The following is a 13,269-nucleotide window of genomic DNA, read 5'->3' on the forward strand; positions in this document are numbered from 1 at the left end:
ACCTGCGGTCTCGGAACCTGCGGTCTCGGAACCTGCGGTCTCGGAACCTGCGGTCTCGGAACCTGCGGTCTCGGAACCTGCGGTCTCGGAACCTGCGGTCTCGGAACCTGCGGTCYCGGAACCTGCGGTCYCGGAACCTGCGGTCTCGGAACCTGCGGTCTCGGGCGTGGCGGTCCAATCCGGGCTGGAAGGCCGAGAGTGGGCGGACCGCTCACCGTCGACTCTTACGGATCAGCAGCCGCTCGATACCGCGGATGTGCCAGAAGACGGTCAGGCGGTGTCGGCGCCGGAGTCGCAGTACTCGGAGGTCCTACCCGCCGCAGAGCTCGCGCATGCGCAACCCGCCGTGCCGGACCCCTATGCGCCCGAACCCTATGCACCGAAATCCTTCGCAACTGAATCAATAGCGTCGAAATCTTTCGCGTCGAAGCCTGCTGCACCAGAACACGCCGCACCGGAACACTCGGTATCGGAACCCTTGTCGTCGGGCCCGGCACTCGATTCCGCTGCCCATTCAGCGCCCTTGTTGTCGTCGCCCTTCACGGACCGGTGGTCGTCGTGGATCGAATCCGACGCCGACCGGCCAGTACACCCTGACCCCGCATCATCGCGCTCGCACCCCACGCCGCTGCCGCAGCATCGGCTGTCGCTGCGATCCATGTCGAATGCCGGAGCCCGGCCACTGCGGCGGCCCACAACACCGGCCATCGTCGAGCGTCGACCACGCATTGCGGATCTCCGGCGGAGCACCGCAGTGCTCCCGAGTACGACTGGCCGCGCAACCGCACAACCACAACGGCGCCGCCATCGGCCGCAGCAGATCGCGGCGGCGGCATCGATCGCGGTCATCATCGGCGTCGTCTGGCTGCTGGCCGCCGCCTGCTCGACCCCGCGCGGTGACGCCGTAGAGCAGAGACCATTGCCCACGTCGCCCACCGAGGTCGTCGGGCCGCCTCCCACCGTCGCGGAAACACCGGCTCAACTCAATTTGCTGCCGCTGTGCCTCCCTTTCCGATCCGATTGTTGACTCCGGTAGCGGCCACTGGCCGGCCCGGTATGGCAGGTGCAGGAAGTCCTCCCACCCCTGCAGCGAATGGGAGCGGTCGTCCCCGACGGTCATCGGCTGCGCGAAATGCTTGCGCTGACCGCCCAGGGAAGGCTGGAAGCCCGTCGCGCCGGCACTGTCCCGCTGGAGAACGCTGCCCGGGCTTACCAAGCTCTTCGCGACAACGGACAGCGCGGCCGGTGGGTGTTGACGCCGTGACTCCCCGATTCCCGTGATCAGGCACGAAGACCCTTGACCATGACCGCGACACCGGTGAGCAGGCGAACAGTTGTTGCTCGCCGACTTCGGCGTATCCCCACGACTCGTAGAAAGTAAGACGCCGGGCCGAATCGCTCTGGGAGTGAGCGATTCGACCCGGCGTCAGATCTGGAGAAACTACGTCGTCGGTTCGAACGCTTCCGCGACGATCTCGGCCTGCTCCACCGCGTGCACCTTGCTCGAACCCGAGGACGGGGCCGACATGGCGCGGCGGGAGATGCGGCGCAGTTTGCCCAGGCGGTCGGGGAGGACCTCCGGGAGGTTGAGGCCGAAGAAGGGCCAGGCGCCCTGGTTGGCCGGTTCCTCCTGGACCCAGGCGATGTCGGTGGCGTTGGGGTAGCGGTCAAGTGACTCGTTCAGGCGGAAGGTGGGCAGCGGGTAGAGCTGCTCGATCCGCACGATCGCGACATCCTCGCGCTTCTGCTTCGTCTTCTCCGCGGCCAGCTCGTAATAGAGCTTGCCGCTGGTCAGCAGGACCCGCTTCACCTTGCCGCGGTCGCCGATGCCCTGCTCGTAGGCGGGTTCGTCGAACACCGAGCGGAATTTGCTCTCGGTGAAGTCCTTCAGATCCGACACCACGGCCTTGTTGCGCAGCATCGACTTCGGGGTGAAGACGATCATCGGGCGGCGGATGCCGTCCAGCGCATGGCGGCGCAGCAGGTGGAAGTAGTTCGCCGGCGTGGACGGCACCGCGACGGTCATCGAACCCTCCGCGCACAGCTGCAGGAAGCGCTCGATGCGGCCGGAGGTGTGGTCCGGCCCCTGGCCCTCGTGACCGTGCGGCAACAGCAGCACGACATCCGACAGCTGGCCCCATTTGGCTTCACCGGAGGAGATGAATTCGTCGATGATCGACTGGGCGCCGTTGACGAAGTCACCGAACTGCGCTTCCCACAACACCAGTGCGTTGGGGTTGCCCAGCGAGTAGCCGTATTCGAAACCGACGGCGGCGAATTCGCTCAGCGCCGAGTCGTGCACCGCGAACCAGCCCGGGTTCTCGCTGCCGATGTTGTGCAGCGGGGTGTATTCCTCGGCCGTCTTGCGGTCGATGATCACCGAGTGCCGCTGGGTGAACGTGCCACGCCGGGAGTCCTGGCCCGTCAGACGGACCGCATGACCCTCATCGATCAGCGTGCCGAAGGCCAGCAGCTCGGCGAAGGCCCAGTCGACCTTGCCCTCGTAGGCCATCTCGCGGCGCTTCTCCAGCACCGGCTTGACGCGCGGATGCACGCTGAAGCCCTCAGGCACCTGGAGGAACGCGTCACCGATGCGCTGCAGGATCGTCTTGTCCACGGCCGTCACGACGGTCGCGGGCACAGTCTGGTCGTCTTCGACCGATTCGCTCGGCTCCGGTGTGTACTTCTCCAGCTCGCGGACCTCGTTGAACACCCGCTCCAGCTGGCCCTGGTAGTCGCGCAGGGCGTCCTCGGCCTCTTTGAGCGAGATGTCACCACGGCCGATCAGGCTCTCGGTGTAAGCCTTGCGGACGCTGCGCTTCGTGTCGATGACGTCGTACATGTACGGCTGCGTCATCGACGGGTCGTCGCCCTCGTTGTGGCCGCGGCGCCGGTAGCAGATCATGTCGATCACGACGTCCTTGCGGAACTTCTGCTTGAAGTCCACCGCCAAGCGGGCCACCCAGTCACAGGCCTCCGGGTCGTCACCGTTCACGTGGAAGATCGGCGCACCGATGAACTTCGCGATGTCCGTGGAGTATTCGGTGGAGCGGCTGTTCTCCGGCGAGGTGGTGAAGCCGATCTGATTGTTCACCACGATGTGGATGGTTCCGCCGACTCGGTAGCCACGCAGACCCGACAGGTTCAGCGTCTCGGCGACAACGCCCTGACCTGCGAACGCGGCGTCACCGTGCAGCATCAGCGGCACGACCGAGTAGCCCTCCGGCCCGTCGCCCTTGTTCAACAAGTCCTGCTTGGCGCGGACCAGGCCCTCCAGGACAGGGTCGACCGCCTCCAGGTGCGAGGGGTTGGCGGTCAGCGAGACCGCGATCTCGTTGTCGCCGAACATCTGCAGGTAGTTGCCGTGCGCGCCGAGGTGGTACTTCACGTCGCCGGAGCCGTGCGCACCGGCCGGATTCATGTTCCCCTCGAACTCGGTGAAAATCTTCGAGTACGGCTTGCCGACGATGTTGGCGAGCACGTTCAGCCTGCCACGGTGCGGCATGCCGATGACGACCTCGTCGAGCGAATGCTCGGCGCACTGGTCGATCACCGCGTCCATCATCGGGATGACCGCCTCGGCGCCCTCCAGCGAGAAGCGCTTCTGCCCGACGTACTTGGTCTGCAGGAAGGTTTCGAAGGCCTCCGCCGCGTTCAGCCGATTCAGGATGTACTTCTGTTGCGCGACAGTCGGTTTGACGTGCTTCTGCTCGACCCGCTCCTGGATCCACTGCAGCTGCTCGGAATCGAGGATGTGGGTGTACTCCACACCGATGTGGCGGCAGTACGCGTCACGCAGGATGGAGAGCACCTCGCGCAGCTTCATCTGCTCCTGGCCGTGGAAGCCGGCGACGTTGAACGTGCGGTCCAGGTCCCACAGGGTCAAGCCGTGCTGGGTGACATCGAGATCCGGGTGGCTGCGGAACTTGTCCTTGACAAGACGCAGCGGGTCGGTGTCGGCCATCAGGTGACCGCGGTTGCGGTAGGCCGCGATCATCTCCAGCACGCGCGAGCTCTTGTCGACGCCGCGCTCGCGGATGTCCTTGCGCCAGCGGACCGGCTCGTAGGGCACGCCGAGGCCGTGGAAGATCTCGTCGTAGAACTCGTCGGAGATCAGCAGCTGGTGGATGGTGCGCAGGAAGTCACCGGACTCCGCGCCCTGGATGATGCGGTGGTCGTAGGTGGAGGTGAGCGTCATCAGCTTGCCGACGCCGAATTCCGCGATCCGCTCGTCGCTCATGCCCTGGAACTCGGCCGGGTACTCCATGGCGCCCGCACCGATGATCGCGCCCTGGCCGTTCATCAGGCGGGGCACCGAGTGGACGGTGCCGATGGTGCCCGGGTTGGTCAGCGAGATGGTGACGCCGGAGAAGTCCTCGGCGGTCAGCTTGCCGTCGCGGGCACGACGCACGATGTCCTCGTAGGCGGTGTGGAACTGCCCGAAGGTCATTGTTTCGCAGCCCTTGATGGCGGCGACGACCAGCGAGCGGCTGCCGTCCTTGCCGGGCAAGTCGATCGCGAGACCGAGGTTGGTGTGCGCAGGGGTGACCGCGTTCGGCTTGCCTTCGATCTCGGCGTAGTGCCGGTTCATGTTCGGGAAGGCCCTGACGGCCTGCACGATGGAGTAGCCCAGCAGGTGGGTGAAGGAGATCTTGCCGCCCCGAGTGCGGGCGAGATGGTTGTTGATGACCAGGCGGTTGTCGATCATCAGCTTGGCCGGGATGGCGCGCACGCTGGTCGCGGTCGGGATGGTCAGCGAGGCTGCCATGTTCTTCGCCACGGCCGCGGCGGCGCCACGCAACACCTTGGCCTCGTCGGTGGCGGTGTCGGCCTGCTTCGGGCCGGAGGTCGGCGTCGCGTTCGAGGTGGGCGCCGGGGTGGTCTGCGGGGTGCGCGCGGTGACCTTGGCGGCCGCGGCGGGCTTCGCGGGCGCGGCGGACTTCGTAGCCGCCGGAGCAGCCGTCTTCGCGGACGCGGGGGCGGGCGTCTTCGGGGCCGCGGGGGCAGCGGCAGCCGGAGCTGCTGAAGGCGCGGCCGCCGGAGCCGGGGCGGCGGCCTGCGCGGGTGCGGTGGCGGTCTGGCTGTTACCAGAATCACCACTCACCTCAGGCGTGTAGTCGGCCAGGAACTCGTGCCAGCTCTCGTCGACGGAGGATGGATCCTGTTTGAACTTCTGATACATCTCGTCGACTAGCCACTGGTTCTGTCCGAACTGGGAAGTTGAGCTGCTCACAGCAGGTGTTCGCCTCATTTCGTTCTTCGCGCTGCGACGTTTGTGACGTGCCCGGCACACGGATCAGCGGATACGCGCCGATGCGCCCATTTGAGGATAGGCCCAGCAGCAAATCGGCGGATCTACTGACCACCACCCGACACCCCCGACCTCATAGGTGACGACTCGTCGATACCTGAGAATATTCCCCCGGTCTCGCGCGCCGCTGCCCAGAGCCGGGCATAGGGTCCCGCGGCGGCGAGCAGAGCGGCGTGTGGACCGAATTCCACGATTCGGCCGTGGTCGACAACGGCGATCCGGTCGGCGCGCGCGGCCGTGCCGAGCCGGTGCGCGACGATTACCGTGGTGCGGTCGCGGCTCACCGATCGGCTCGCCGCCAGCACCGATGCCTCCGCATCCGGATCGAGGGTGGCGGTGGCCTCGTCGAGCAGCAGCAAGTCCGGGGCGACCAATTCGGCGCGGGCGAGCGCGATCAGCTGGCGCTGGCCCGCCGACAGGCCGCGGCCTCGCTCCCCGACCGGCTGGCCCATGCCGAGGGGGAGGGCGGCGATCATGTCGGTCGCGCCCACGGCGGCGGCGGCCGCGGCGACCTCCTCGGCGGTGGCGGATGGTTTCCCGAATGCGATGTTGCTCGCCACGTCACCGGTGAACAGGTGAGATTCCTGCGGGACGATGCCGAGGCGGGAGCGGTATTCGACGAGGCGATAGTCGCGGATGTCGACGCCGTCGACCCGGATCGCGCCCGACCTGCTCGAGCCCGCACCGTTCTGCTCGGTCGTGCCGAGACTGTTCCGCTGGGCCGCATCGGCACCGTCGCCGTTCTGCTCGGGCTTGCTCAGCACACCAGACTTCGGGGGACCGCCCGTGCCGTTCGTCACACCCGCGGGCAGGTCGTACAGACGTGCCAGCAACTTGACGACGGTCGACTTGCCCGCGCCGGTCGGTCCGACCAGCGCCAGCGTGGAACCCGCCGGGATCCGCAGCGAGACGCCGTCCAGAGCCGGAACCGGGCTGCCCGCGTACCGGAATCGGACATCGTCGAACGCGACGTCACCGCGCAGCCGCTGGCCGATCGGCACCGGCTCGGCCCGGTCGGCGGCGATCGAAGAGGGCGTGCGCAGCAGATCCCCTATGCGGCGCAGCCCCACCTTGGCCTGCTGATACCCGTCGAACACCTGTGATAGCTGCAGGATCGGCCCGAACAGCAGCTGCAGATACAGCACGAACGCGACCAGCGTTCCCGCGCTGGTCACACCGTCGGCGACCTCGCGCGCACCGACGAACACCACCGCGGCCAACGCCAGATCCGCCCACCCGACGACGAACGCGAAATACAGCGCGATCGCCCGCTGCGCTCCTAACCGGCTGTCGCGGTAGCGCTGGGAGTACTCGGCGAAGCGGCGGGCGGCACCCGGCTCATGCCGGTTTGCCTGCACCGCGCGCAATCCGGTGACGTTCTCTTGGAAATCGGCGTTGACCGCCGATACGTGCTCCCGCGACACCGTGTACGCGGTGGACGACACCCGCCGGAACAGCGCCGTCGCGATCACCAGGGCGGGCAGCATCACCAGTACGACGACGGCCAGCGACACATCGATGGCCAGCAGCGCGACCGCGATGCCGGCCAGCGTCAGCACGCCGACAAGGGCGGTGGCCACCCCGGTCTGCAGGAACGTCGACAATGCGTCGACGTCGGTGGTCATCCTGGTCATGATCCGGCCGGAGAGCTCGCGTTCGTAGTAGTCCAGGCCCAGCCGTTGCAGATGCGCGAAACTGCGCACTCGCAGGGCGAACAGCACCCGCTCCCCGGTCCGCGCAGTCAGCACCGTGGTCGCCGCGCCGACCGCCCAGCCCGCGGCGGCGAGGACCGCGCCGAGCAGGGCCGCGCGGACCAGCACCTCGGCGTGGGCGCCGACCACGCCGAGGTCGATCGCGTAGCGCACCAGCGGCGGGAATGCGATGCCGATCACCGCGTCCGCGGTGAGCAGCGCCATCACAGTCAGCACCAGCCAGCGGACCGGGCGAAGCATGCGGGTCAGCCGGAACCGCGGATCCGGCTCGCGCAACCGTTGTGCGTCCAGGCCCGGCTGCTCGGTGGCGGGTGGCAGGCGCTCGATCGTGCGGCGCAGCTCGGGCGTCTCGCTCAGGTCCGCCGTCGCGCCCGCGAAAGGGCCGCCGCCCGAACGCGGTGGCGGCGTCTGCCCCGCCCGCACCGTAGCCGCGGCGGCGTCCGGCGCGGCGGCGATGGGCCCTGCGGGCGCGGGCAGCCGGATGATGCGATCAGCGTGGGCGAGGGTCGATTCCCGGTGCGCCAGGATCAGCGTGGTCCGTCCGCCGCGGTCGGACAGCGCGTCGAAGATCGCGGCCTCGGTGACCGCGTCCACCGCCGAGGTGGCGTCGTCGAGCACGAGGATGCGCGGGCGTGCCAGCAGCGCCCTGGCCAGGGCGATCCGCTGTCGCTGTCCGCCGGACAGCGTGAGGCCGCGCTCGCCGACCATGGTGTCGTATCCGTCGGGCATCGCGGCGATGAAGTCGTCGGCGGCGGCCTGGATCGCCGCCTGCCGGATCTCCTCGTCGGTCGCCTCCGGTCGCCCGAGCGCGATGTTGGCGGCGATGGTGTCGGAGAACAAGAACGGATCGTCGAAGACGACGCCGATCGCCGCGCGCAGGTCGGCGGCGTGAACGTCGGCGATGTCGACCCCGACGACGTCGGCTGCGCCCGTCCCGGCGTGCGGATCGGTCTGCGCGGCGGCGGAGACGCCTGCTCCGTTGGTCCGTCGCGCGTCGGGGCGCTCGGAGAACAGCTGGATGCTGCCGGAATCCGGCGCGTAGAACCTGGGGAGGAGTAGGGCAAGCGTGGACTTGCCCGAACCGGCCGGGCCGATGATCGCCACCGTCTCGCCGGGCCGCACGCGCATGTCCATCTCACGGAGCACGGGCTGTCGGGGGTCGAAACCGAAAGTGAGCGTATCGATGTCGATCCCGAGCGGCCCGTCCGGCAGCGCGACCGGACGTTCGGGGTCCGCGATGACGGGCGCGGTGTCGATCACCTGGAAAACCCGTTCGGCCGCGGCCCTGGTCAGCTGGGCCATGACGATCACCGACGAGAGGATGCGTGCGGTACCGGTCATGGTGGCGACGTAGGCCGCGAATGCGACGAAGGTGCCGATGCCGATCAGGCCGTGCAGCGCGAGCAGGCCGCCGAGCGCGATCACCGCGACCATGCCGACCTGCGGAATCGCCGCCACGCTCGGCGCGAACCGCGCGTCGATCCGCGCGGCGCGCATGCGCTCCGCGAACAGCGTGCCGGCGAGCCGCTCCAGCAGATCGACCATCCGCGCTTCCTGCCCGAAGCCCTTGACCACACGCACGCCGGTGACCGTCTCCTCGACGTGCTGGGCCAGATCGGCGGCGCGCTGCTGCGCCGACCAGGTCGCCGCGTGCAGCCGTGGCCGCACCCGGTAGACAACCAAGCCGATCGCGGGAACCACCAGCAGCGCAACCGCCGCCAGCGGCGGGGAGAGCCAGAGCATGACCGCGGCGGCGAGCACGAACTCCAGCAAAGCCATGCCCGACAGCGGCGCCATCGACATCAGTCCCTGCACCAGTTGGAGATCGGTGATCGTGCGCGATACGACCTGCCCGGTGCGGATCGTGTCCTGCCCGATGCCGTCCAGTCGCTGTAACGACCCGAGGATGTCCAGCCGCAGTGTGTGCTGCACGTCCAGCGCCATCCGCCCGGCAAGCAGCCGCCGCCCGAACCCTGCCGCGGCCCGGCCGACCCCTAGCAGCACGATCAGTCCCGCGACCGCGCCGATCGCCGCCGTGTCACCTATGCCTGCCGCGTCGACCGCCCGTTTGATGAGCAGCGGGCCCGCGGTCTCGGCCACCGCGCCGACGAGCAACGCCGCCGCGAGTCCGGCCAGCACCATGCCGTGCGGCCTGCACTCGGCCCACAGCCTGCGTATCCATCCGGGTCTGTCGCCCCCGTCCACGTCGCCTACTCGTCCCTCGGTTGTACCGCGCTACACATCGACGGTACCGCCATCCGCCGACACCCCGTTGCTCCCGTAGACCCTTCAGCCCCTTCGAGTCAGAGATCGCGAGTGCGCAGGCTCCACCAGGTCGCGGCGCCGAAGCCGATGGTCCACAGCAGCAGGACCACGACGGCGGCCGGGGCGGGGGCGAGGAAATCACTGTCGGGGTAGGAGCCGACGGCCACGGTGCTGACGGTGGCCGAGAGGGGCAGCAGGGTCACGCCGCCTGCCATGCCGATGCCACGCGCGATCAGCCACAACAGTGGTTCGGCGACGGCGATCCAGCCCAGTAGCAGCCCGACCGCGGCGGCGGACGATCGCAGCAGGATGCCGACGCTCGCCCCGATCAGCGACCAACAGACCGCGGCGAGCAGCCCGCCGCCGAGCGCGGCGAACAACTCGGCGGTGAAACCGAACTTGCCCCGGCCGAAGCCGAGCAGGCCGGCGAGCGCGACCAGCTCGACCGCGAGCGCGGTCGCCAGCGCGACGCACCCGGTGACCAGGAACTTGGCGGCGGCGAGCCGGTCACGGTCGGCGGCGAACAGCGCGGTCACCGCCATGGTGTGGTGCCGGTACTCGGTGCCGCTGCTCACCGCGCCGAAGATCGCGCCCGCCAGCACGACCACGACGAGGCTCACGTAGAGCCCGATCGTCGCGGCCCCGGTGGCGGGCTCACCCTTCGGGGCGGCAGGTCCGGCGAGGCCCGCGGACACGGTGCTCGCGATCAGCGCGATCGCGAGGATCGCGCCGACGAGCATCCGGCCCGGCGGCAGTGTGAGGACCTTGCGGACCTCGGAGTTGACGGTCGGCACCAGGTCCGCGGGCAGGAGGGTGATCATCGTGGGATTCCATAGGGCATCGGCGACGGTTGCTGGTTGGCGATTCCGGCGGGCGTGGCGAGGCCCGGGTACTGCGGCGCGGGCGCGGCGGTGGGTTTGGTCAGCGACGCGAGCACCCGGTCGGGATGGATCGGGTCGGAGACGATGCTGTCCAACCGCACCTGCGCCGCCGCGGCCGCCGCCCTGATCTGCGCTTCCGTCGCCTCGGCCACGGCGAGCCGCCCGTCCGCCCGGATCACCGCGTCGGTAAAGCCCTGTGCGGCAAGCATGGTCGCCAGCGCGATCGGTGTGGACGCCGCGACGACCAGCCGGTCCGGATGTCCGCGCCGCAGCCGTGCGGGGGTGCCCTGGTACACCACCGTGCCCTCCTTCAGCACGATCAGGGTGTCCGCGCTGGGCAGCACCGCTGCGAGGCTTTCGCTGGACAGCAGCGCGCTGCCACCGTGCCGAGCGTGCCCGCGCAGAAAGTCCTGCAGCCAACTGCGTTCCGCGGCGTCGAGTCCGTCCATCGGGTCGTCGAGCACCAGCAGCGGGGGATCGGTGAGCAACGCGGTCGCCAGGGCCAGCCTGGTCTGCTGCCCGGTCGACAGGGCGCCGATCTTCGTCCGTGCTTCCTCGTTCAGCCCGACGATCTCCAGCACCTCGGGCACCCGCGCGTCCGCGACGCCGGCCGCGGCGGCGTAGCTCCACAGATGGTCCCGCGCCGTCCTTGCCGGATGCAGACCGCGCGGCATGAGCACGCCGCCGACCATGCGGGAGGACTCGACCGCGTCGTGCCGAGCCGACCCCGGGCCAGCGACGAAGGCGGTTCCGGAGGTGGGGGCGAGCAGGCCGAGCAGCAGTCGCAGGACGGTGGTCTTGCCCGCGCCCCGCGGACCGACCAGCGCCGCCGTGCTGCCGGATGACACGGTGAAACTCACGTTCTCCACGGCGGGCGTCAGGTCGTACCGCTTGGTCAACGCCTGGACCGAGAACGCGACCGGACGCGCCCCGCTCATTTCGGCGTCTTCGGGGATTTCGGCTGCCCCGGGTCGATCGCGGTGAGTGGATCGGCGTCGACGACGAGATGCCGGTCGGCGGGCCACACCACAGGCGCGGGACCGAATGCCTTGCGCGCGTTGGTGATCGTGGCCTTGCCCAGCGCACGGTTACCCGCGCCGCCGATCAGCGCGCCGATACCCGCGGGCAGTACCTTGCCCGCCATGAGCGCCGCGCGCTTGGTGATGAACCGGACGATGAACCGCTTCACCAGCGAATCGTTCATGCTCGACAGTCCGGGAATCCGGTTGGCGAACACGGTGCCCCAGTTCTTCGCCGAGGTGCCGACGCTCTTCTGCACGATCTCCATGCCGCTCTCGCCGAGCACGACGGCGAGTACCAGCGCCCTGCGCTGTTCCTGGTCCTCCGGTGAGATGCCGTGCACCGCCGCCACCGCGAGGGTGAACACTGCGGATGCCTCCATGAAGAACGTGGTCTCGGCGCTGACCGCCGCGATCGCCGCGACGGTGCCGACACCGGGCACCGCGGCCGTCGCGCCGACCGCGCTACCGCTGCCGGTGACCGCGAGCAGGTACTGCTTCTCCAACCGCTCGATGATCTGTGCGGGGGTTTCGTCGGGATGGGAGCGTCGGATTCGGTCGACGTACTTGGCGACCGCGGGTGCCTGCAGGCGGGACCCGGTATCGAGCAGCTGAACCACCGTCTTCTCGAACGCGCCTTTGACCATCGGCGGCATCCTCCTCTTCCCGTCTGCTTGGTGAACTGTGTATGGCACCGGCGGCCGTCAGTTCGTCATGACAACGAACTGCCCGGCCGGATCGGTTCCACTACGCCGGACTGTGCAGCGCGGGCACGCGGTCGGCCAACGGAGGAGGCGGTGGCGGGGTTCCATCGCCGAACGGCCTGCCGCCGAGGGCTTCCCTGCCGTGCGGGGTCAGCCAGTTCGACAGCTCGGGCCCCTTCGGGACGATCCCGGTCGGGTTGATGTCGCGGTGCACCACGTAGTAGTGCGTCTTGATCTGCCCGAAGTCGATGGTGTCGCCGAAACCGGGGGTCTGGTAGAGGTCACGCGCGTACGCCCACAGCACCGGCATCTCGGCAAGCTTCGACCGGTTGCACTTGAAGTGCCCGTGGTATACCGCGTCGAACCGCGCCAGCGTGGTGAACAGTCGCACGTCGGCCTCGGTGATCGTGTCGCCGACCAGATAGCGTTGCGCCGCAAGGCGTTCCGAGAGCTGGTCCAGCCGGTCGAAGAGCCGGTCGTAGGCGTCGTCGTAGGCGTCCTGCGATCCGGCGAAACCGCAGCGGTAGACGCCGTTGTTGACGTTGCGGAACACCGCGCGATTCACCTCGTCGATCTCGGCGCGTAACGCCTCGGGGTACAACTGCGGCGCCCCGGGGCGGTGGTGGGCGGTCCACTCGGTGGAGAGGTCGAGGGTGATCTGCGCGTAGTCATTGGTGACGACTCGGCCGGTCGACACGTCCACGACCGCGGGCACCGTGATGCCGCGCGGATAGTCAGGGAATCGCGCGAGGTACGCGTCACGCAGCCGGTGGATGCCGAGCACCGGGTCGACACCGCCGGGATCCAGATCGAAGGTCCAGCTGAGCTTGTCGTGGGTGGGCCCACACAGGCCGAGTGAGAGCACGTCCTCCAGTCCGAGTAGCCGGCGCACGATCAGCGTCCGATTGGCCCACGGGCAGGCCCGTGCGGCGATCAAGCGGTACCGGCCCGGCTCCATCGGGTAGCCGTCTCGGCCGTCGGCCGTGATCCTGGTGGTGATGTAGTTGGTGTCCCGCTTGAACTCGCCCGGCTCGACGTAGGAACCGTTTTCACTGGCCGACTTGGTCACCAGGACAGTCTCGCAGATCGACGCCCTAGTGGGTGCTGCCGGACGTAGTCCGTCTTCAGCCCGCGCATGGCCGGAGCGAAGGCGGAGGTACGCCCTAGTGGGTGCTGCCGGACGTAGTCCGTCTTCAGCCCGCGCATGGCCGGAGCGAAGGCGGAGGTACGCCTAGATGAGTTATTCCAAGGGGTTGGCGTGTATGGCGGGCCGGTCGCCCGTGTTGGTGGGTGACGGGTTGGTTGTCTGAGTAGCTCGGCTCCTGTGACCACCTACGATTGCTGGTGTGGGGCCAGCCTGAACCTGGCCCCACATCA

Annotated in this window: 8 protein-coding genes; 1 reads left to right on the top strand and 7 read right to left on the bottom strand. The window is 68.8% G+C overall.

Annotated elements, in window-relative coordinates:
• Positions 1 to 372 precede the first annotated feature (372 nt).
• Positions 373 to 543 (bottom strand): hypothetical protein, encoded by a 171-nt coding sequence (locus tag AB4Z47_RS29780; protein WP_441955887.1) that lies wholly within the window; start codon positions 541 to 543, stop codon positions 373 to 375.
• Positions 544 to 1,093: 550 nt separating this feature from the next.
• On the opposite strand from AB4Z47_RS29780, the gene AB4Z47_RS29785 reads away from it, so the two are divergent.
• Positions 1,094 to 1,264: a zinc-binding dehydrogenase gene (locus AB4Z47_RS29785; RefSeq protein WP_441955889.1), complete on the top strand. Its 171-nt coding sequence runs from the start codon at positions 1,094 to 1,096 to the stop codon at positions 1,262 to 1,264.
• A 177-nt stretch (positions 1,265 to 1,441) separates the two neighbouring features.
• On the opposite strand, the gene AB4Z47_RS29790 is transcribed toward AB4Z47_RS29785, so the two are convergent.
• From AB4Z47_RS29790 to AB4Z47_RS29815, 6 genes are all read right to left on the bottom strand, one after another.
• Positions 1,442 to 5,233, bottom strand: coding sequence for a multifunctional oxoglutarate decarboxylase/oxoglutarate dehydrogenase thiamine pyrophosphate-binding subunit/dihydrolipoyllysine-residue succinyltransferase subunit (locus AB4Z47_RS29790; protein ID WP_441955890.1), 3,792 nt, complete (start codon positions 5,231 to 5,233; stop codon positions 1,442 to 1,444).
• A 122-nt stretch (positions 5,234 to 5,355) separates the two neighbouring features.
• A complete protein-coding gene (locus tag AB4Z47_RS29795) occupies positions 5,356 to 9,165 on the bottom strand; it encodes an ABC transporter ATP-binding protein (protein ID WP_441955900.1) in 3,810 nt (1,269 codons plus the stop codon).
• A 161-nt stretch (positions 9,166 to 9,326) separates the two neighbouring features.
• Positions 9,327 to 10,109 (bottom strand): ABC transporter permease, encoded by a 783-nt coding sequence (locus AB4Z47_RS29800; RefSeq protein ID WP_441955892.1) that lies wholly within the window; start codon positions 10,107 to 10,109, stop codon positions 9,327 to 9,329.
• A complete protein-coding gene (locus AB4Z47_RS29805) occupies positions 10,106 to 11,107 on the bottom strand; it encodes an ATP-binding cassette domain-containing protein (RefSeq protein WP_441955894.1) in 1,002 nt (333 codons plus the stop codon). The genes AB4Z47_RS29800 and AB4Z47_RS29805 overlap by 4 nt, the downstream gene beginning before the upstream one ends.
• On the bottom strand, positions 11,104 to 11,835 hold the full coding sequence (locus AB4Z47_RS29810) for a hypothetical protein (protein WP_441955896.1): 732 nt from the start codon (positions 11,833 to 11,835) through the stop codon (positions 11,104 to 11,106). Before AB4Z47_RS29810 ends, AB4Z47_RS29805 begins: the two co-directional genes overlap by 4 nt.
• A gap of 100 nt (positions 11,836 to 11,935) precedes the next feature.
• On the bottom strand, positions 11,936 to 12,961 hold the full coding sequence (locus AB4Z47_RS29815) for a glutathione S-transferase family protein (RefSeq protein ID WP_441955898.1): 1,026 nt from the start codon (positions 12,959 to 12,961) through the stop codon (positions 11,936 to 11,938).
• Between the last annotated feature and the right edge of the window lie 308 nt (positions 12,962 to 13,269).

The organism is Nocardia sp. 2TAF39 (assembly GCF_052114905.1).
Lineage (GTDB): Bacteria > Actinomycetota > Actinomycetes > Mycobacteriales > Mycobacteriaceae > Nocardia.

Excerpts from the sequence above, each read along its gene's own strand:
- AB4Z47_RS29785 (WP_441955889.1), top strand. The coding sequence starts at position 1,094 with ATGGGAGCGGTCGTCCCCGACGGTCATCGGCTGCGCGAAATGCTTGCG.
- AB4Z47_RS29795 (WP_441955900.1), bottom strand. The coding sequence starts at position 9,165 with ATGGTGCTGGCCGGACTCGCGGCGGCGTTGCTCGTCGGCGCGGTGGCC.
- AB4Z47_RS29800 (WP_441955892.1), bottom strand. The coding sequence starts at position 10,109 with ATGATCACCCTCCTGCCCGCGGACCTGGTGCCGACCGTCAACTCCGAG.
- AB4Z47_RS29805 (WP_441955894.1), bottom strand. The coding sequence starts at position 11,107 with ATGAGCGGGGCGCGTCCGGTCGCGTTCTCGGTCCAGGCGTTGACCAAG.
- AB4Z47_RS29810 (WP_441955896.1), bottom strand. The coding sequence starts at position 11,835 with ATGGTCAAAGGCGCGTTCGAGAAGACGGTGGTTCAGCTGCTCGATACC.